This window comes from Pedobacter sp. Leaf216 (genome assembly GCF_001421515.1).
Taxonomy (GTDB): Bacteria; Bacteroidota; Bacteroidia; order Sphingobacteriales; family Sphingobacteriaceae; genus Pedobacter.
The window spans coordinates 50,226-70,233 of the sequence record NZ_LMKM01000008.1 but is presented as its reverse complement, the minus strand read 5'-3'; the positions used below and the strand labels follow the sequence as shown (position 1 = coordinate 70,233).

Annotated in this window: 13 protein-coding genes; 12 read left to right on the top strand and 1 reads right to left on the bottom strand. The window is 39.3% G+C overall.

Annotated elements, in window-relative coordinates; all coding sequences use genetic code 11:
* The first annotated feature begins 57 nt into the window (after positions 1–57).
* From ASE74_RS07925 to ASE74_RS07915, 3 genes are all read left to right on the top strand, one after another.
* Positions 58–1,143: a Gfo/Idh/MocA family protein gene (locus tag ASE74_RS07925; protein ID WP_055906791.1), complete on the top strand. Its 1,086-nt coding sequence runs from the start codon at positions 58–60 to the stop codon at positions 1,141–1,143.
* A gap of 159 nt (positions 1,144–1,302) precedes the next feature.
* Positions 1,303–2,892 carry an SLC5 family protein gene (locus ASE74_RS07920; RefSeq protein ID WP_055906788.1) on the top strand — a complete coding sequence of 530 codons (1,590 nt, stop codon included), beginning with the start codon at positions 1,303–1,305 and terminating at the stop codon, positions 2,890–2,892.
* 88 nt (positions 2,893–2,980) lie between these two features.
* On the top strand, positions 2,981–5,146 hold the full coding sequence (locus tag ASE74_RS07915; RefSeq protein WP_055906785.1) for an amylo-alpha-1,6-glucosidase: 2,166 nt from the start codon (positions 2,981–2,983) through the stop codon (positions 5,144–5,146).
* 478 nt (positions 5,147–5,624) lie between these two features.
* On the opposite strand, the gene ASE74_RS07910 is transcribed toward ASE74_RS07915, so the two are convergent.
* Entirely contained in the window at positions 5,625–6,398 is a 774-nt protein-coding gene (locus ASE74_RS07910; protein WP_055906781.1) for an IclR family transcriptional regulator, read from the bottom strand.
* Between the two features lie 274 nt (positions 6,399–6,672).
* Between ASE74_RS07910 and ASE74_RS07905 the strand changes: the two genes are divergently transcribed.
* The 9 genes from ASE74_RS07905 to ASE74_RS07865 all read left to right on the top strand — a co-directional run bounded on the left by ASE74_RS07905 (position 6,673) and on the right by ASE74_RS07865 (position 19,958).
* On the top strand, positions 6,673–9,432 hold the full coding sequence (locus ASE74_RS07905; RefSeq protein ID WP_055906777.1) for a family 78 glycoside hydrolase catalytic domain: 2,760 nt from the start codon (positions 6,673–6,675) through the stop codon (positions 9,430–9,432).
* The gene (locus ASE74_RS07900; RefSeq protein ID WP_055906773.1) at positions 9,429–10,541 is read left to right on the top strand and encodes a hypothetical protein; all 1,113 of its coding nucleotides are present in this window, start codon (positions 9,429–9,431) and stop codon (positions 10,539–10,541) included. Before ASE74_RS07905 ends, ASE74_RS07900 begins: the two co-directional genes overlap by 4 nt.
* Before the next feature lie 160 nt (positions 10,542–10,701).
* Positions 10,702–13,125, top strand: a complete 2,424-nt coding sequence (locus ASE74_RS07895; protein ID WP_055906770.1) for a glycoside hydrolase family 2 TIM barrel-domain containing protein — start codon at positions 10,702–10,704, stop codon at positions 13,123–13,125.
* 261 nt (positions 13,126–13,386) lie between these two features.
* Positions 13,387–14,547: an ABC transporter substrate-binding protein gene (locus ASE74_RS07890; protein WP_082458691.1), complete on the top strand. Its 1,161-nt coding sequence runs from the start codon at positions 13,387–13,389 to the stop codon at positions 14,545–14,547.
* Positions 14,544–15,695, top strand: a complete 1,152-nt coding sequence (locus tag ASE74_RS07885; RefSeq protein WP_055906764.1) for a CaiB/BaiF CoA-transferase family protein — start codon at positions 14,544–14,546, stop codon at positions 15,693–15,695. Before ASE74_RS07890 ends, ASE74_RS07885 begins: the two co-directional genes overlap by 4 nt.
* A 98-nt stretch (positions 15,696–15,793) precedes the next feature.
* Entirely contained in the window at positions 15,794–16,957 is a 1,164-nt protein-coding gene (locus ASE74_RS07880; protein WP_055906761.1) for a CaiB/BaiF CoA-transferase family protein, read from the top strand.
* Positions 16,950–18,188 carry an extracellular solute-binding protein gene (locus ASE74_RS07875; RefSeq protein WP_082458690.1) on the top strand — a complete coding sequence of 413 codons (1,239 nt, stop codon included), beginning with the start codon at positions 16,950–16,952 and terminating at the stop codon, positions 18,186–18,188. Before ASE74_RS07880 ends, ASE74_RS07875 begins: the two co-directional genes overlap by 8 nt.
* Positions 18,185–19,267, top strand: coding sequence for a Gfo/Idh/MocA family protein (locus ASE74_RS07870; RefSeq protein WP_055906758.1), 1,083 nt, complete (start codon positions 18,185–18,187; stop codon positions 19,265–19,267). Before ASE74_RS07875 ends, ASE74_RS07870 begins: the two co-directional genes overlap by 4 nt.
* A 250-nt stretch (positions 19,268–19,517) precedes the next feature.
* Positions 19,518–19,958 carry a MaoC/PaaZ C-terminal domain-containing protein gene (locus ASE74_RS07865; protein WP_055906755.1) on the top strand — a complete coding sequence of 147 codons (441 nt, stop codon included), beginning with the start codon at positions 19,518–19,520 and terminating at the stop codon, positions 19,956–19,958.
* The last annotated feature ends 50 nt before the right edge of the window (positions 19,959–20,008 follow it).

Sequence of the window (20,008 nt, the reverse complement as noted above, 5' to 3'; positions counted from 1 at the left end):
TTCCCTTTTGGAGGGGGCAGGAGGAGGAAATATTAAACGCTTAGAAAAAATAATATCATGTTAAGATTAGGGATTTTAGGTTTAGGAGAGGGCAGAAGCACAATTTCAGCATCACTATCAAGTAGAAAATTTAAGCTCATCCAGATTTGCGATGCCAATAAAAAGCTTTGCGAAGAACGTGCTTTGGAGTTCGATTTTGAAAACTGGACAACCAATTACGAGGATATGTTAACCAGCGATAAAATCGACATGATTGCGATTTATACGCCAGATCACCTGCATTTTGAGCACATTAAATTGGCACTGGAGCACGGAAAACATGTGGTTTGTACCAAGCCATTTATTGATGATTTAGCTCAAGCCAATGAGCTGTTGCAGTTGGCAAAGAAATCGAGAAAAAAGATTTTTGTAGGGCAAAGTTCACGCTTTTTCGAGCCTGCAATGCGCCAAAAGAAAGATTTTGATGAAGGGTTAATCGGAGAATTAATCACAATAGAAAGTCATTACCATGCAGATCACCGTTGGTTTTTGGAGAAAGGCTGGTCTTTAAAACAATCATTTAAATGGCTGTATGGAGGCTTAAGTCACCCGGTAGATTTTATCAGGTGGTACATGCCTGATATTGAAGAAGTAATGGGCTATGGCATGTTGAGTAGCAATGGCTTAAAAGCCGGACTGAAAAACCAGGATACGATGCACTTTATTTTCAAGGCAAAAGATGGCCGGATTGCAAGGGTTAGCGGTGCGTATACAGGCCCAACACAACCCGCCAGTCGCGATAGTGGCATGAGCTGCATCCTCCGCGGAACAGAAGGGGCAAGCCAGGCCGATTACCATGAACTGCGTTATTCGGTTACTACAAAAACCGGCGAAGAAAAGATAATAACCTGGGGCGATTCGACCTTAAAACATTATTTCCGTTTTGAAGGACAAAGCCACCATGCAGGAGAATACCAGAATTACCTGGATTATTTTGCAGATAGCATCAACAACAACTTTACCGCTTATCCCGATTTAAAGGAAGGAATTGGAACTGTGGCTTTGCTACAAGCAATGGATCAATCGTTAGAAACTGGTTTACCTGTAAAAGTTGATGAAATTTTGAAAGCAAATCACATTACAAGGGAATCCATAGGATTGTAAAAGAAAAATCGTCATTGCTGAGGAGGAACGACAAAGCAATCTATTTGGTAAAATAGATGCTGAAATGAATTCAGCATGACGTAACTATAAAAATGGTCGTCTGGCTCCGTGAATTCCGTGTTTCCGTGGCAATAAATAAAACTAACCAAAATAAACCTAATGGGAAACATTGTAGAACGTTTAACCAGTTTAGATTACTTCATCGTAATCGCTTACCTTATAGTGCTGATAATCATTGGGTATCGCGCCAGTTTCTCTAAAAAGAAAAATGATGATGAAACCTTATTTCTGGCCAATAAATCTTTAAACTGGAGCAGCATTGGTTTCAATATGTGGGGCACAAACGTTGGCCCTTCAATGCTATTGGCCTTTGCAAGCATTGGTTATAGCACCGGTATTGTGGCCGTCAACTTCGATTGGTATGCCTTTATATTTTTATTCTTACTTGCAATTGTTTTTGCGCCAAAATACCTTGCCGCTAAGGTTAGCACCATGCCCGAGTTTATGGGTAACCGTTACGGCGATTCTACACAAAATATCCTCGCCTGGTATGCGTTGGTTAAAATTTTAATCTCTTGGTTATCATTGGGTTTGTTTGCAGGCGGCTTTTTAGTCCGCCAGATTTTGGGCATTCCCATGTGGCAATCTGTTACGGTATTGGTGGCTTTTGCTGGTTTGTTCACCTTTTTCGGTGGATTAAAGGCCATTGCCAAAGTGAACGTTTTTCAAATGATTTTATTGATTGCCGTTTCGCTTTCCCTGATGCTTTTAGGCTTAAACAAAGTTGGTGGGGTTTCTTCATTGTATGCAAAAACACCCAATCACTTCTGGAATTTAATTCAGCCCGCCAGCGATCCAAAATACCCATGGTACGCCATATTATTAGGTTATCCTGTTGCAGCTGTAGCCTTTTTCTGTACTGATCAATCAATGGTTCAATCCGTTCTCGGTGCTAAAAATTTAAAGCAGGGGCAATTGGGTGTGAGTTTTATCGGCTGGTTAAAAATCCTTTCCCTACCCTTGTTTATTGGTACTGGAATCCTTTGTTATGTGCTTTTTCCAGGTTTAAAAGATCCGAACGAAGCATATATGACCATGGTAACCAATTTATTCCCTCCAGGTATGAATGGCCTGGTTATCGTAGTACTCATTGCCGTGTTGGTGGGCACTATCGGGTCTTCCTTAAATTCATTAAGTACCGTTTTTACCATGGATATTTATGTAAAGAAAATTAACCTCCAAGCCAGTAATAAACAGATTATCCGTATTGGCCGTTTGGCAGTTGTTGCGGGATGTATTTTTGCTGTTGTTGTTGTTTTGGCTATCGATAACATTAAAGGGCTAAATCTATTCGACGTTTTTCAATCAGTTTTAGGCTTTATTGCACCACCACTTTCTGTTGTATTTTTACTTACCGTTTTCTGGAAAAGAACGACGAGAAAAGCGGTAAATTTTACCCTGTCAATCGGCTCTGTTTTAAGTTTAGGTGTGGGGGTAACTTACCTGTGGATTTTGCCTTCAGATCAATATACATTTTGGCCCCATTACCTGATGTTATCATTTTTCATTTTTGCCGGATTACTAATTATCGCGATTTTAATTTCTTTATTGGATAGATCACCAAGTATATACACGGTTAATAAGGAACATGAAGCCAACATCGAAAAACCTGATCGAACAGTTTGGATCTCATGGATTGCATTAGCAATAGTGATGGTTGCACTTTACCTTTTCTTTAATGGGCATTAAAAATAATGAGCTACAGATGAAAAGGAGGCACACAGATATAAAAATCTGTGCTCATCTGTGTTGAGCTGTGTTTAAAAAATTCAATAATATGAAAAACTTAAAAAAACTTATCCTAATTGCCATTTTCGCAAGCTCGGCAGCACAACTTTTTGCTCAAAAAGCCTCATGGATCTGGTACCCTGGAGATTTCGATATCTACATGAGCAATGTAATGCAGAACCGTAGAACCGAAAGAGGATCATTTTTCCCAGTATTCTGGAAAATGGACAGCCACTATGTGCTGGTCGATTTTCATAAAGAATTTACCCTTACTCAGCCAGAAGAAGTTAAGTTGTTTGTAGAAGGCACTTACAATGTGAAAATAGATGGACAGGCGATTTCCGGTTTTCCTAAAAGTATCCAGATTCCCGCTGGAAAGCACAAATTGAGCTTAAAAGTTTATAATCAGGCTAATGTGCCAGCAATTTTTGTTCAAGGCAAGACCGTAGTTTCTGATGAAACCTGGTTAAGTACTTTCGAGGATAAAGAATGGATAGATGCCAGTGGAAAAACCTCTGATAAATCAGGAACTACTTTTGTTTCGGCAGGTTCATGGAACTTATCTGATCCGACAAAATTGCCTTCACAATTTAAATTGCCCGTAGTTGCGCAATCGGCAGTTAAAACCGAAAAAGTAAATAAGGGTGCAGTTGCTGATTTTGGAAAGGAAACTTTTGGGTTTATAAAAGTACACGGTTTGAAAGGAAAAGGACGATTGAGTATTTATTATGGTGAATCGAAAGAGGAGGCTTTATCAACAGATAAATGTGAAACTTTGGATGATCTGGATATTGACCTCCCTCAGAAAAAGGATTCCATTATGCCGCTTTCAAAAGCTTTCAGGTATGTCAATTATCAAGCTCAAGGTTCGGTATCAGCTGATTCTGTTTCCATGCTGTACGAATATGCTCCTGTAACAGAAAAAGGAAGTTTCAAATCTTCCGATAGCGAACTCAATAAAATCTATGATGTTGCTAAATACACTTTCCACCTCAATACCCGCGAGTTTTTTATTGATGGCATAAAACGCGACCGTTGGGTATGGAGTGGTGATGCCTATCAAAGTTATTTAATGAACTATTACTCGTTTTTTGATGCGCCAACAGTTAAACGCACATTGCTTGCTCAGCGTGGTAAAGATCCGGTAACGGCACACATCAATACCATTATGGACTATTCTTTTTATTGGTTTTTAGGGATTTACGATTACTATAAATTTACAGGCGACCAGAAATTTGTACAGGATATTTATCCGCGAATGCAATCGCTGATGACCTACATTGATGGCAGAAAGAATAAAAACGGCTTGTTGGAATGGATGCCTGGCGATTGGATTTTTATCGATTGGGCAGACAAACTGAGTAAAGATGGAGAAGTGAGTTTTGAGCAGCTCTTGTATGCGCGCAGTTTAGAAACCATGGCTTTATGCGCCAAATTGGCCAATGATACCGAAGGCATGGCAAAATACGATAAGCAGGCAAAACAACTGAAAAGCAAGATTTTCGAACTCTACTGGAACCGAAATAAGAGTGCATTGGTGCATAGTCGCGTTAACGATAAGCAAACCGATAATGTAACCCGTTATGCCAATATGTTTGGGATCTTTTTTGATTATTTTACTCCAGAACAAAAACTGGCTGTTAAAAAGAATGTATTGCTAAACGATCAGATCGCCAAAATTACTACTCCTTACATGCGTTTTTATGAATTGGAAGCATTATGTGCCATGGGCGAACAACCTTATGTACTTAAGGAAATGAAAAATTATTGGGGCGGAATGTTAAAACTGGGCGCCACTTCTTTTTGGGAAGAATATAACCCGTATAAAAAGGGAACAGAACATTTAGCCATGTATGGCAGGCCATTCGGGAAAAGCCTCTGTCATGCCTGGGGTGCGAGTCCGATTTATTTATTGGGAAAATACTATTTAGGAGTTCAGCCAACCAGCCCTGGTTACGAAAACTACACCATTGAACCCAATTTAGGCGGATTGGAATGGATAGAAGGCAAGGTGCCAACAGCCAATGGCGATATTGCTGTTTTTTGCAGTAAAAAAGAAATTAAGGTGTCTTCGGCAACAGGATTAGGAAAATTGCGTATTAAAAGTAAATCGAAACCAGTTGTAAAAGATGCAGAAGTAAAAGAAATTTCGAAAGGAATTTATGAGGTAACGATTGAAAAGGGAAGAGAGTATAATGTGAAGTATTCGGGCTAGAAACCTTAAACCTCGCAGTTTTGGTAAACCTGCGAGGTTTAAAAGAAAATCTCAATACGGTAGTTTCGCGTTGGGGGTTGTACCAATTCCTCATCGGTACCGGAGCGAAGTGGAGACTTTATTTTGCCGGTCATATTATTTAGAAAAGCGGGGTTCGGTGCTTTTAGGTTATGAAAGCCCTGCTCTCCCTCCAAGTCCTCACTCATTCTTCGTTCCGGGCTTTCCGTTCTATCAGGTTTATTTAACCAAACTCAGTTGTTCTTGGCTATACATCTCCCTATCTATAGCTTACTGCAACAAATACTGCGTTAGGGATTGTAAGGGTTCAGTACCGATCCTTCATCGGTACCGAAGCGAAGCGGAGCCCTGAAAAGCCCGACCCCTTGCGTAGCTTGGGAACGCCCAAATCAGTTGGCAATTGCAGTTAGCAGTTATATTAACGATTAGAAAGTCAAAGCCCCCATCAGGGGGTTGGGGGTTAAACTCCAATCCGTTGCTCAATCTTTTTAACGCATTTGTAGGCCTCAGCAAGAATTACATCATTGGCAATCGTTTGATCTACATTTAGCGCATTTAACATCGAAATGGTTAAACAGGCAATAATGCCGTTGTTGCTTGCTACACCGATTGGCACAGAAATGTCGGTAACGCCCGAAACCGAATCACTGTTTTTAAAATAAGAACCTGTTTGCTGAATATCCGTTAACGAATTCAAGAAATCTTCTTGTTGTGCCTTAGCATATTTTTTAAAAATAGAATTGTTTTTTAAGGTTGTATTACGTTCATCATCAGGCATATACGACAATAAAACCTTGCCTGATGCAGTTAATGGTAGTGGGAATAAGTTACCTTCTTCAATAGAAAGTGCAATGGGGCCAGGACTTTTTGCATGGATAATTACCATTACCTGGTTCATGTATAAAATACTCAGGTGGCACGATTGGCGAATGGTATTGGCCAATTCCTCTAACGGAAATTGTGCAGCTTTACGCAGTTCATCAATTGGCGAGTGCCTGTGCGAAAGGTAAAAAAGCTTAAGCGATAGCCTGTACTTACCCGAAACCTCATCGCGTAAAATGTAACCCCGACTTTCTAAACTCATCAACATCCTATAAATTTCGTTAGGTGTTTTCTCAATACCAACGGCAATTTCAGTTTGAGATAATGGGACAGATTGTGATGATAAATACTCTAATATATCAAGTCCTTTATCCAAAGCAGGGGCTTGGTACTTCGATTCTTTTTCGTTCATACGGGTTTAAATTTGGCTGTAGCGTATTTTTTACAATATCAAACATACAAAATGCTTTCTTATTTATACAACAGAAGATTTTGCATAATTTAAATACGAATATATGTTTTCATATTTAAAAAAAACATTTATATTTGAATTAGAGATAGCAATTTAAAGTTACGAAATTTAAAGTGCTTAATTCAAAAAGAATTTGGCATTTATTTCTAAAATAGTTGTATCGCTGATAACCATTTATAAACCTAAGCAAGCACCTAAAATGGTGTAAAAATTGATGAGTAAACTCGTAATCTTTTCTTGGCTTTACCTGTTAAGCATTCCGCTTTTTGCGCAAGATATTAAGGTTGCCCGATTGGATTGTGAGTATCGGAATAATCCGATTGGAATTGATGTACAATCGCCGGGTTTAAGTTGGAAACTGCAATCATCAAAACACAATGTGATGCAAACGGCTTACCAAATTTTAGTTTCGGGCAGTAAAAGCAATTTAGATAAGAATATTGGCGAAATCTGGGATACAAAAAAAGTCAATTCAAGTCAATCTATTCAAATACCTTATAAGGGAGTCAAGCTTTCATCAACTCAAACCTACTATTGGAAAGTCCGTGTTTGGGATAATTTCGGTCATCAGTCTGACTGGAGCAGTTTGGCGTTTTGGCAAATGGGATTGCTAACCGTAGCGGATTGGAAAGGCGCAAAATGGATTGCCTATGAAAAACTGGCTGATTCTAACAAAAACAGCTTACCAACAGACGGCAAAAAAGACAAATATAATGGAAATAACGTGTTGCCTATGTTCCGCAAGGGTTTTACGGTTACAAAGACCATTAAAAAAGCAACCGCTTTTATTTCTGGTTTAGGCCATTTCGAAATGACTTTAAACGGTGCTAAAGTTGGCGATGATTTTTTGGCACCCGGCTGGACAAAGTATGATAAAGAGGCATTGTACCTCACTTATGATTTAACTAAACAGCTTAAAAAGGGTGAAAATGCAATCGGCGTGATGTTGGGCAATGGTTTTTATTATATTCCACCAGTTAAAGAAAGGTATAGAAAACTAAAGGTTGCAAATGGTTACCCAAAAATGATCTGCCGGGTATTGATTGAATATACAGATGGTACCAATGCAAACATTATAAGTAACCAAAGTTGGAAAACCGCACCATCGCCCATAACTTTTTCGAGCATTTACGGTGGGGAAGATTACAATGCCAATCTTGAACAAAACGGCTGGAATTTAGATGGTTTTAACGATCGAAAATGGAAATTATCGTTACTGGTTAATGGTCCGGAATTAAATGCGCAGAAAGAAGAACCAATAAAAATCTTCGAAAATTTTGTCCCTCAAAATATCAATCCAGTTACCAATGGCGAATGGGTTTATGATATGGGGCAAAATTCATCAGCCATTATCGAATTAAAAGTCCGCGGTAAAAAAGGCGATACCATTCGCATTACACCAGCCGAATTATTAAAAGCTGATGGTTCGGTAACGCAAAAAAATATTGGAGGGCCATCTTATTTTACCTACATATTAAAAGGAGAAGGTTTGGAAACCTGGCGACCAAAATTCTTTTATACAGGATTTCGTTATCTTCAGGTAAAAGGTGGGGTACCAATTGGAAAGGAAAATACAACTGGCAAAGCTGTAATAGAAGTTTTAAAAGCCTTACACATTAGAAATGCAGCTGAGCAAGTGGGTAAATTTTCCTCCTCAAACGAATTATTTAATAAAACTTTTAGCCTGATCGATTGGGCGATAAAAAGTAATATGGTGAGCGTATTTACCGATTGCCCGCACCGCGAAAAACTAGGTTGGTTAGAAGAATTGCATTTAATGGGCAGTTCTGTACGCTACAATTACAACGCCGCACCGCTGTTTAAAAAAGCCTTGCAGGATATGAAAAACTCCCAACTGACTAACGGATTAATCCCTGAAATTTCCCCAGAATACGTAAAGTTCGAATATGGGGGCGATATGTTCCGCGATTCTCCTGAATGGGGCAGTAGCGGGATTTTGATGCCATGGTATTTATATCAATGGTATGGTGATCAACAGGCGATGCATGATTATTACCCGATGATGCAGCGCTACATTAAATACCTTGATACTAAGGCAAATGATCACATCTTATCACAAGGTTTAGGCGATTGGTATGATTTAGGCCCGAATCCACCTGGTGTTTCCCAATTAACCCCAATGGGCGTTACCGGAACAGCCATTTATTACTATGATTTAAATATCATGGAAAATATTGCCACGCTTTTAGGTAAAAAAGCTGATGCACTTGCTTATGCAAAACTCGCTGTAGAAGTGAGAAAATCTTTCAATAACAAGTTCTTTAATGCAAAAACCAAGCAATACGCAACAGGTTCGCAAGCAGCGAATGCGATGGCAGTTTATATGGGTTTGGTTGAAGAAACAGATAAAACTTCAGTAATTGAGAATTTAGTTAATGACATAAGAAATCGTAAAAACAGCTTAACAGCAGGGGATATTGGTTACCGATATGTGTTACGCGTTTTAGAAGATGCGGGGAAATCGGACTTGATTTTCGACATGAACAGCCGTTCTGATGTACCTGGCTATGGCATGCAGTTGGCTAAAGGCGCAACAGCCTTAACCGAATCGTGGGCAGCCTTACCAACCGTATCCAATAATCATTTTATGCTGGGCCACTTAATGGAATGGCTGTACAGTGGCGTAGGTGGCATCCGCCAGGAAGAAAATTCAATTGCCTTTAACCACATTAAAATCGAACCGGAAGCAGTTGGCGATTTAACCTCAGCTAAGGTAAGCTATAATGGCCCTTATGGAGAAATATCGAGCAAATGGACCAAAACAGCTAAAAATTTTACTTTAGAAGTTAACATTCCTGTAAATTCTTCAGCTACCGTTTATTTGCCTGTTTTACCGAAATATGCTATCTCAGAAGAATTTAAATCATCATTTAAGGAAGCAGGAAAAGAGAATGGTAAAAACAAGATAGCTATCGGTTCTGGTTACTATAAATTTAATTTAACGTACAAATGAAAAAGATAATCCTCGTATTCTTCCTTTTTGTTAGTGCATTGAATTTGAATGCCCAAACCCTAAATCCTGTTTCAGCAGAAACGATGGAAAAAATTTACCAGGAAGTTAAAACCCCTTATAAATATGGTTTGGTGATGGTACCAGCAGATAAAGACCATAAAATGGATTGCCCGACTATTTTTAAAAAGGGTAAATATTGGTACATGACTTACCTGATTTTTAGCGGTCGCGGTTACGAAACCTGGCTAGCAAAAAGTAGAGACTTACTGCATTGGGAGAATCAAGGCAAACTCATGTCCTTTGGCGATGTAGGCCATTGGGATGATAATCAAAAGGCAGGTTATAATGCTTTATTGGATACCAAATGGGCTGGCAGTTATGGTGTAAACAAGTTCGATGGCAAGTATTGGATGTCTTATTTCGGTGGTAAGGAAAAAGGATATGAAGTGGAGCCCTTATCCATCGGCATGGCCTATACCAAACAAGATCCATCCAAAGTTCAGGAATGGAGCCGGTTAGATAAACCTGTTTTAGCTTCTGGCGATGCAGATGTGCGCTGGTGGGAAAACCGTGATAAACTTTTTAAAAGCACCGTAATTGAGGATAAACAAAAGTTAACTGGACATCAATTTGTGATGTACTACAATGCTGTTGGCGATTCGCTGGTGAATAACAAAAAAACACGCTGGTATGAGCGAATTGGAATGGCCGTTTCTGACGATATGATTCATTGGCAGCGTTTTAATAAAAATCCTGTGGTTTATCATCCAGTTGGTATTACCGGAGATGCTGTTATCCAGAAGATTAACAATACATGGGTCATGTTTTACTTTGGTGCCTTTTGGCAAGATAGAAAGGGTTCATTTAACCGCTTTGCTGCCTCCAATGACCTGGTAAACTGGACCGATTGGACAGGCGAAAACCTGATTGAGTCATCAGAAAAGTATGATGAGTTGTATGCCCATAAATCTTTCGTTTTAAAGTATAAAGGTATTGTATATCATTTTTACTGCGCTGTTAACAAACAAGATCAGCGAGGCATTGCCGTGGCAACTTCCAAAGATTTAGGTAAAAGTATTTTGAATTTTGTAAGTGAAACGAAGAATTAAGATGAAGAGGCTACCTAATTTTAAAGTTGTAATTTTTCTGACATTCGGTTTGTGGGCATCACGTCATTGCGAGGCACTGCCTGTCCCGACTTTTCGGGAATGCAATCCTAATGCGAAAGAACGGCCAACCCATAGTAGTAAGATTGCTTCGTGCCTCGCAATGACGACCAATCGAGATCAGATTAGGCCGGAACCCCGCACTAGAACCAGCTTTAACAAAGATTGGAAATTCTTCTTGGGTGATGAGCCAAATGCAAAATCATCTTCATTTAACGATTTGAACTGGAGAAAACTCACTTTACCGCACGATTGGAGCATTGAAGGGAAATTTGACGAGAAAAATCCCGCAAAACCAGAAGGTGGTGGTTTACCCACGGGCATAGGCTGGTATAGAAAGGAATTTATTGCCCCTGCCAATTTTAAAAACAGGTTAATTAGCATCGAATTCGATGGCGTATATAAAAACAGTGAAGTTTGGATCAACGGTCAGTATCTGGGCAAAAGGCCTTACGGCTACAGCTCTTTTTCTTACGAGATCAGCAAATTTTTAAAAGTCGGAAAAAATAGTATCGCGGTTAAAGTGGATAATTCAGCACAGCCCGATTCTCGCTGGTATTCCGGCTCAGGAATTTATAGAAATGTGTGGTTAACCTCGGCTGCAGCAGTTTCAGTTAAAAGAAATGGTGTTTTTGTTAAAACTGATGTTATTAATGGCGATAAAGGTCAAAGCATTGAAAACCGGATTTTATCTCCTGGTGAAAGCCTGGCATCAATTGCTGTTGATGTCGAACTTGAAAATAAATTCAACACAGCGGGAAATTATAAAATCCTGACTACCATTTTCGATGACAGAGGAAAGAAACTTCAACAAAAGCAATGGCCAATGGCTATTAATCAAACCAATTCAAAATTAGTCATAAATGGGTTAAGCATTGCAAACCCCAAATTATGGTCGGTTGAACAGCCGGTGATGTATAAGTTAGTTACTGAAGTGATGCAAGCCGATGGAAAAATTATCGACCTTTATACCACACCTTTTGGGGTTCGTGAATTCAATTTCGATGCAACTAAAGGGTTTTCTTTAAACGGAAAATCAATGAAAATTTTAGGTGTTTGCCTGCACCACGATTTAGGTGCCCTGGGAGCTGCTGTGAATGTTCGGGCAATGGAGCGGCAGCTGGAAATTATGAAAGCAATGGGAGTAAACGCCATCCGTACTGCCCATAATCCACCTGCTCCTGAGTTTTTAGATTTATGCGACAAAATGGGTTTCCTCGTTATGGATGAAGCCTTTGATATGTGGGTTAAAAAGAAAACCAAAAATGACTATCACCTCGATTTTCCGGAGTGGCACAAAAGAGATCTCGAAGAAATGATTAAACGCGATCGCAACCACCCATCCATTATTCTATGGAGTATCGGTAACGAAATCCGCGAGCAATTCGATAGTACAGGTGTAGCCATTACAAAAGAATTAGTTGGTATTGTTAAAAATCTCGACAAATCCCGCCCCGTAATTTCAGCACTAACAGAAACAAAAGCTGAAAAGAATTTTATCTATCAGGCCAATGCGCTTGATATTTATGGATTAAACTATAACCATAAGCTGTATAAAGATTTCCCTAATAATTATCCTGGTGTTAAATTTTTGGCTTCAGAAACTACTTCTGCGCTACAAACCAGAGGTTTTTATGATACAGCCGATACCATTCGCCGCTGGCCAAAAGATGGTAAAACTAAATTTACTGAAGGCAATAAGGAATGGTCGGCATCTGCTTACGATAATGTTTCGGCATATTGGGGTTCTACACACGAAGAAACCTGGGCAGCAGCTAAAAAATACGATCATGTATCTGGTTTGTTTGTGTGGACTGGCTTCGATTACCTTGGCGAACCGCTGCCATATCCATGGCCGGCCAGAAGTTCTTATTTCGGTATTGTCGATTTAGCGGGTTTCCCAAAAGATTCCTATTATATGTACCAAAGCGAATGGACCAATAAACCCGTGTTACACATTTTGCCTCATTGGAACTGGAAGCAAGGAAAATCAGTTGAGGTATGGGCTTATTACAATAATGCTGATGAAGTAGAACTTTACCTGAACGGGAAATCTTTAGGTAAAAGATCAAAGCATAATGATGATTTACATGTGCTTTGGAATGTGCCTTTTGTGCCTGGAACATTAAAAGCGGTATCACGCAAAAACGGGAAAGATGTTTTAGTACGAGAGGTTAAAACCACAGGAGAGCCGGCAAAAATCGAATTAATAGCTGATCGGAAAAGTATTAAAGCTGATGGAAAAGATCTTTCCTTTGTAACCGTACGCATTTTAGATGCTGCCGGAAATGTAGTGCCGAATGCTGATAACCTGGTAAATTTTAAAGTAGATGGGGTTGGCTTCATTGCTGGCGTTGATAATGGGTTTCAGGCAAGTTTAGAACCTTTTAAAGCCAATTACCGCAAAGCTTTTCATGGTTTATGCTTAGCCATTGTACAGTCAACAGAAAAAACCGGAACGATTAACTTGACAGCATCATCAGCTGGCTTAGTTTCCTCGTCATTCACAATTAACACTGGAAAATAATGAGCACGTACAAATTTTTAACCACAAAGACACGAAGAACACTAAGCTTTTATTCTATCGGTTGGTGTCTCACCGACCGAAAATATGTAAAATAAAACCATGGCCGGTGGAGACACCAACCATTAGAAGAATAATTAAAATAAGATAAGTGGAGAAGACGATCAATTTAAAATTATTCTATCGGTTGGTGTCTCACCGACCGAAAATAGGTAAAATAAAACCATGGTCGATGGAGACACCAACCATTAGAAGATAAATAAAGTGGAAAAGACGATTAATTTAAAAGGAATAACCTGGAACCACAGTCGTGGGCTTTTGCCGATGGTGGCCACGGCACAGCGATTTTCTGAATTGCACCCAAATGTGAACATCACTTGGGAGAAAAGAAGTTTACAGCAATTTGCAGATTTTTCAATCCAGGAATTGGCCAAGCGATTTGATCTTTTGGTAATTGACCATCCCTGGGCAGGTTTTGCCGCAAAAACAAAATCAATAGTGCCTTTGGATCTTTACCTATCTCCAGAATATTTAAAAGATCAAAAAGAAAATTCTGTTGGGCAATCTTACGAGAGTTACTTTTATAATGACCATTTATGGGCCTTACCAATAGATGCGGCAACACCTGTAGCTGCTTCAAGGCCTGATATACTTGCTGAAAAAGGGCTGCAACTGCCTCAATCTTTTGATGATTTATTGGCACTTGCAGATAAAGGTTTATTGGCCTTTGCTGGTATTCCAATTGATGTTTTAATGAATTTTTATACGCTTTGCTGTTCCGTAGGAGAAGATCCTTGCCAAAATGATGAAGAAGTGGTTTCTATCGAAACAGGAGTAAAGGTTTTGAAAATGTACCGTGAATTGGCTTCAAAAATGGATCAGGCCAATTTCAACAGGAACCCCATTCAAATATATGAAGCAATGACTTTAGACGATGAAATTGCTTATTGTCCTTTCGCTTATGGTTATTCAAACTACTCGCGTAACGGTTACGCACGCAAAACCTTACATTTTCACGATATGATTTCTTTAGATGGTAAAACCAATTTGAGAAGCACATTGGGTGGAACAGGCTTAGCCATTTCTGCTAAATGCGAAGCATTGGAGATTGCTGCCAAATATGTAGAATTCGTAGGTTCACCGGCTTGTCAGTCTACTTTGTTTTTTGAGAATGGTGGTCAACCTGGGCATTTAGCCGCATGGAAAAACGAAGAAGTAAACCGTCAGAGTCAAAATTATTTTTCAAATACCTTACCGGCACTACAAAGGGCTTTTCTTCGTCCACGGTACCATGGCTCCATGTATTTTCAAGACCATGCAGGTGATGTTGTTCGCGATTATTTAATGAATGGTGGAGATGAAATACAGGTTTTAAAAGCAATGAACGAATTATATCAAAAATCTAAAAGTTTAGTATTATCATGAACAGGCCGTTAGAAGGACTTTTGGTTTTGGAGTTTTGCCAGTTTCTGGCTGGACCCTCGGCTGGTTTAAAACTGGCAGATTTAGGCGCACGTGTAATCAAAATTGAACGTCCAAAAACGGGAGATGCTTGCAGGCAACTATCCATCAAAAACCTTTTTATAGATGAAGATAGTTTGCTTTTTCATACGATAAACCGCAATAAGGAAAGTTATGCAGCCGATTTAAAGAATCCTGACGATTTAGAAAGATTAAAAAAACTAATTAGCAAGGCCGATGTAATGACGCATAATTTCCGTCCGGGGGTAATGGAAAAGATTGGCCTGGATTATAAAACAGTTCAAAAGGTAAATCCTAAAATTGTTTATGGTATGGTAACTGGTTATGGCAACGAAGGCCCCTGGAAAAACAAACCCGGACAAGATTTATTGGTTCAATCCGTTTCAGGTCTAACTTTTCTATCAGGAGTTGATGTAGATGGACCCGTTCCATTTGGTCTTTCCGTTTCTGATATCATGTGTGGTAACCATTTGGTGCAGGGAATTATGGCGGCTTTAATCAAAAGAGCAAAAACCAACAAAAGTGTTTTAGTGGAAGTAAGCTTATTGGAATCAATTTTAGATGTACAATTCGAAGTATTAACAACTTACCTAAACGATGGTGGAAAATTACCTGATAGAAGCGGGGCGAAGGGAAGCGCACATGCCTACTTAAGTGCGCCTTATGGCATGTACGAAACTGCCGATGGTTATATTGCGATGGCAATGGGCAATCTTCCAAATATCTGCGCCATTATTAATTGTGATATCACAGATTTATACGTAGAAGCAGGATCAGCCTTCGAAAATCGCGACAAGTTGATTGTTCGCTTGGCAGCAACGTTTAAAAATGAAAGTACCAAAACCTGGGTCGAACTGTTAGAAAATCATGGTATTTGGTGCGCTGAGGTACTGAACTATCAAAAGGCAACAGCTTTAAGCACTTATAAAGACCTGCAGATTGAACAGGAATTGGTTTTAGATGAAGGTAAAAAAATAAAGACAACCGTTAGCCCGATTAGGTTGGATAACGAAAAGTTATTTGCCAGTAAAGCAGCACCAAAACTTGGTGAGAATACTGTAGAAATTAATAAAGAGTTTGAATTAAATTAATTATATCAATTCGTCACCCTGAATTTATTTCAGGGTCTTATTGGTAAAGATGCTGAAATAAATTCAGCATGACGAGTCAAGAATAAAAAAATAAAATTATGCTACCGCTTGAAGATTATTTAGTTATCGATTTCAGCCAGTTTCTTTCTGGCCCATCGGCAGGTTTACGCCTTGCCGATATGGGTGCGCGCGTAATCAAAATTGAGCGATTGGGCGTTGGCGATATCTGCCGTACACTATACACCTCAAACCTGATTATGAATGGCGAATCGTCAGTTTTTCATGCCATTAACAGGAATAAGGAAAGCTTTGAAATAGATTTAAAAAGCGAAGAAGATTGCGAAATGGTCCGCGAACTGCTAAAAAAGGCAGATGTAATGATTCATAACTTCCGTCCCGGTGTGATGGAACGCCTGGGTTTCGATTATCAGTCGGTTACCGCTTTAAATCCTTCAATTATTTATGGCGAAATATCAGGTTATGGAACCGCTACTGAATGGAAAAATAAGCCAGGCCAAGATTTACTTTTACAATCAGTTACCGGCCTAACTTCTTTAACAGGGAATGCCGGTAGTGGTCCTGTTGCCATGGGTTTATCCATTGTAGACATGTTGACTGGCGCACATTTAGCACAAGGACTTTTAGCCTGTTTATACCGAAAAGCCATCAAAAATGAAGGTGGATTTGTGCAGGTAAGCATGATGGAATCGGCCTACGATTTTCAGTTTGAAACCATTACCACTTTTATGAATGATGGAGGAAGCTTACCCGAGCGTTCAAAAAAGAATAATGCAAATGCATATTTAGGCGCTCCTTATGGGATTTATCAAACAGAAAACGGATATTTAGCTTTGGCAATGGGTTCAATTCCACAGTTAGGCAATTTACTAATTTGCGAGCAACTGGAAAATTACGTTGAAGTGAGCGAAGCATTTGATAAACGGGATGAGATTAAAGCTATTTTAGCCAATCACCTTCTCTCTGCAACTACCGAAAAGTGGCTTTCTATACTCGAGCCAGCCGATATTTGGTGCGCTGATGTGCTAAACTGGAATGCGTTGATGACACACGATGGATTTAAAGTTTTGAACATGATCCAGGAGGTGAAAATGGTAGATGGTTACAAATATCAAACCACGAGGTGCCCGATCCGTATTGATGGCGAGTTGCTTACTTCATCAAAAGGATCGCCTAAATTAGGACAGGATAATGAAAAAATTATCAAAGAATTTATAACACAGCATACCACTGCAAATGCATAACCAGATAGAAACTTTCAGAATAGCCATTCGTAAATTTGCGCCTTTTGAATCTGCCATGCAGAAATTCTGGGATCAATATTGTATGGTTTCAGGTTGTAAAATGAAGTTGGAAATGGTAGTGATGGATTTACACGAGCTTTACAACAGTACCATTGCTCAAAAAGGTTTAGCCAAAGGCGATTTCGATATTGCGCACATCAGCACCGATTGGGTTGTAGAAGGTTATACCAATCATGATTTTGAAGTTTTAAATCCTTACATCAATAAAAATAAACCCGACGATTTTCCGAGAGGCTGGAGCAAGTCGCTATTAAGTTTACAGCGTTTTGGCTGGGAAGTAGTTGGTCTGCCTTTTCATGATGGGCCCGAATGTTTCATTTACCGCAAAGATCTGTTTGAAAATGATACCGAAAAAGCCAATTATTTAGCACAATACGGTAAAGCATTGGAAGTACCGAAAACCTGGGAAGATTTTCATCAGATCGCCAGGTTCTTTAACCGTCCACAGGATAACCTTTACGGAAGTATCTTCGCTTGTTATCCTGATGGCCACAATACCGTTTTCGACTTTTGCTTACAATTGTGGACTAGAGGAGGAAGCCTGGTTGATAAAAATAACCGCATTGACATCAATACACAAGCGGCGATTGATGGGCTTAACTTTTACCGCAAGATAGTGAACGACAAAACTGCTGTTCATCCAAAATCTGCACAATTTGAATCTGTTGCTGCAGGGATAGCCTTTTCACAAGGTGAAGCTGCCATGATGATTAATTGGTTTGGTTTTGCGGCCATGTGCGAAGTAGATGCAAATTCAAAAGTAAAAGGCAAAATTGATGTTGAACTTTTACCTTCAGCCGTTAATCAAAAATCAGCTTCTTTAAACGTATACTGGCTTTACACTATTGCGAAGGGGAGTAAAAACAAAGATATCGCTTATGATTTTCTTCGTTTTGCATTAGATAAAGAACAAGACAAACAACTCACCTTAGAAGGCGGAATTGGTTGCCGGATTTCAACCTGGAAAGATGAGCAAATCAATCAAATTATTCCATATTACCACAAATTAGAAGCTTTACATGAGGTGGCCAACATGTTGCCTCAAAAAACAAACTGGGCTGCAATAGCGGCTATAATCGATCAGCTGGTTCTGCAGGCCATAAATACCGATCAATCTACCGAAGAATTGATTCAGCTTGCACAAAACCAGATTAATGAAATTGACAAATGAGCATTGATATCAAATATAAACCAGAATTACCCAAAACCAAACAACCCATTATAATTATTGGTGCTGGCGGCATTGTAGCCGATGCACATCTCCCTGCCTATAAAATTGCAGGTTTTGAGGTCCACGGCATTGTAAACAGAACCAAAGAACGGGCGCAGAAACTGGCAGATGCCTTCGATATTCCAAACGTGTACAATTCGGTTGATGAAGCGGTAAGGCTTGCACCTGCAAACGCTGTATACGATTTAACCATCATGCCCGAACAATATATTGAAACGCTAAAACAGTTGCCTGATGGCAGTGCTGTACTGATCCAAAAACCCATGGGTGATGATTTTACTCAGGCAAAGGAAATCCTCGAGCTGTGCAGATCCAAAAACTTAAAAGCCGCTATAAACTTTCAATTGCGATTTGCCCCATTTGTAAGTGCTGCAAAATACCTGATCGATAAAGGATTAATAGGTGAGTTGTATGATATGGAAGTTCGCGTAACTATTAAAACGCCTTGGGAGATTTTCCCTCACGTAATTATTCATCCGCGTTTAGAAATTCAGTACCATAGCATTCACTATGTAGATTTAATTCGCTCGTTTTTGGGTAATCCGGAAAGTATTCTGGCTAAAACCCTTAAACATCCGGCTAAAAGTTTATCATCATCACGTTCTACCATTTTATTCGATTATGGCGATACTATGCATGCCGTAATTAACACCAATCATGATCACGATTTCGGTCCAAATCACCAGGAAAGTTATATTAAATGGGAGGGAACAAAGGGGGCAATTGTAGCTAAAATTGGCTTATTGATGGATTATCCGCATGGCGTACCTGATGTTTTTGAATATTGTATTGTAGAGGATGGAAAACAAGCAGAATGGGAAACCGTTAAACTGGATGGTTCCTGGTTTCCTGAAGCTTTTATCGGCACAATGGCCAATTTAATGCGGTACAATGAAGGATCAACCGATATATTGCATACCAGTGTAGAAGATGTAATTCAAACCATGGCAGTTGTAGAAAGTGCATACAAATCGAGTGATATTGGTGGGGTTAAAGTTAAAGAGCAGTTAAATAATTAATTAAATCGTCATTGCGAGGCAGGGATTGAGCGAGCTGAAGCAATCTATTTTGCGAGAAAGATTGCTTCGTTTCGATGAAAAATCGAAAACTCGCAATGACGGATTATAAACTGAATCGTCCTCGTTTGTAACGAGGATGTACGAGAAAAGCGATTGTATCGCTTATAATATTATATATAACTGAATCGTCCTCGTTTGTAACGAGGATGTATGAGAAAAGCGATTGTATCGCTTATAAGAAAAAAAAATTATGTATTTCAAATCAACATTTTTTGAAGATTACCAATTACAGGATAAGCGCAAAACCTTAGGTCGTACCATAACTGAAACCGATTTTGTTGTGCATGCAGGCCATACAGGCGATTTTTTTCCGCACCATATGGATGCAGAATGGTGTGCTACACAACCCTTTAAGCAACGAATCGCACATGGAACCATGATTTTTAGCATCGGAATCGGTTTAACAGCATCAGAAATTAATCCCGAGGCAATGAGCAAAGGATATGATAAACTACGTTTTGTAAAACCAGTTTTTATTGGCGATACCATCCACTCCGAAATAACCATTTCTGAAAAAGGAGATAGCAAAAGGCCAGAATATGGCACCGTAACCGAGCACGTTGAAATCATCAACCAACACGGAATAGTGGTACTCGTATGCGACCACCTTTTAGTAGTGAAGAAAAAGTGAGATAAATAGTCATTGCAAAGAATAACGACGCGGCAATCTTTTTTGTCAAT

Bases quoted from the DNA above. Each gene is read 5' to 3' on its own strand.
- ASE74_RS07925 (WP_055906791.1), top strand. From the start codon at position 58: ATGTTAAGATTAGGGATTTTAGGTTTAGGAGAGGGCAGAAGCACAATT.
- ASE74_RS07920 (WP_055906788.1), top strand. From the start codon at position 1,303: ATGGGAAACATTGTAGAACGTTTAACCAGTTTAGATTACTTCATCGTA.
- ASE74_RS07915 (WP_055906785.1), top strand. From the start codon at position 2,981: ATGAAAAACTTAAAAAAACTTATCCTAATTGCCATTTTCGCAAGCTCG.
- ASE74_RS07910 (WP_055906781.1), bottom strand. From the start codon at position 6,398: ATGAACGAAAAAGAATCGAAGTACCAAGCCCCTGCTTTGGATAAAGGA.
- ASE74_RS07905 (WP_055906777.1), top strand. From the start codon at position 6,673: ATGAGTAAACTCGTAATCTTTTCTTGGCTTTACCTGTTAAGCATTCCG.
- ASE74_RS07900 (WP_055906773.1), top strand. From the start codon at position 9,429: ATGAAAAAGATAATCCTCGTATTCTTCCTTTTTGTTAGTGCATTGAAT.
- ASE74_RS07895 (WP_055906770.1), top strand. From the start codon at position 10,702: ATGACGACCAATCGAGATCAGATTAGGCCGGAACCCCGCACTAGAACC.
- ASE74_RS07885 (WP_055906764.1), top strand. From the start codon at position 14,544: ATGAACAGGCCGTTAGAAGGACTTTTGGTTTTGGAGTTTTGCCAGTTT.
- ASE74_RS07880 (WP_055906761.1), top strand. From the start codon at position 15,794: ATGCTACCGCTTGAAGATTATTTAGTTATCGATTTCAGCCAGTTTCTT.
- ASE74_RS07875 (WP_082458690.1), top strand. From the start codon at position 16,950: ATGCATAACCAGATAGAAACTTTCAGAATAGCCATTCGTAAATTTGCG.
- ASE74_RS07870 (WP_055906758.1), top strand. From the start codon at position 18,185: ATGAGCATTGATATCAAATATAAACCAGAATTACCCAAAACCAAACAA.
- ASE74_RS07865 (WP_055906755.1), top strand. From the start codon at position 19,518: ATGTATTTCAAATCAACATTTTTTGAAGATTACCAATTACAGGATAAG.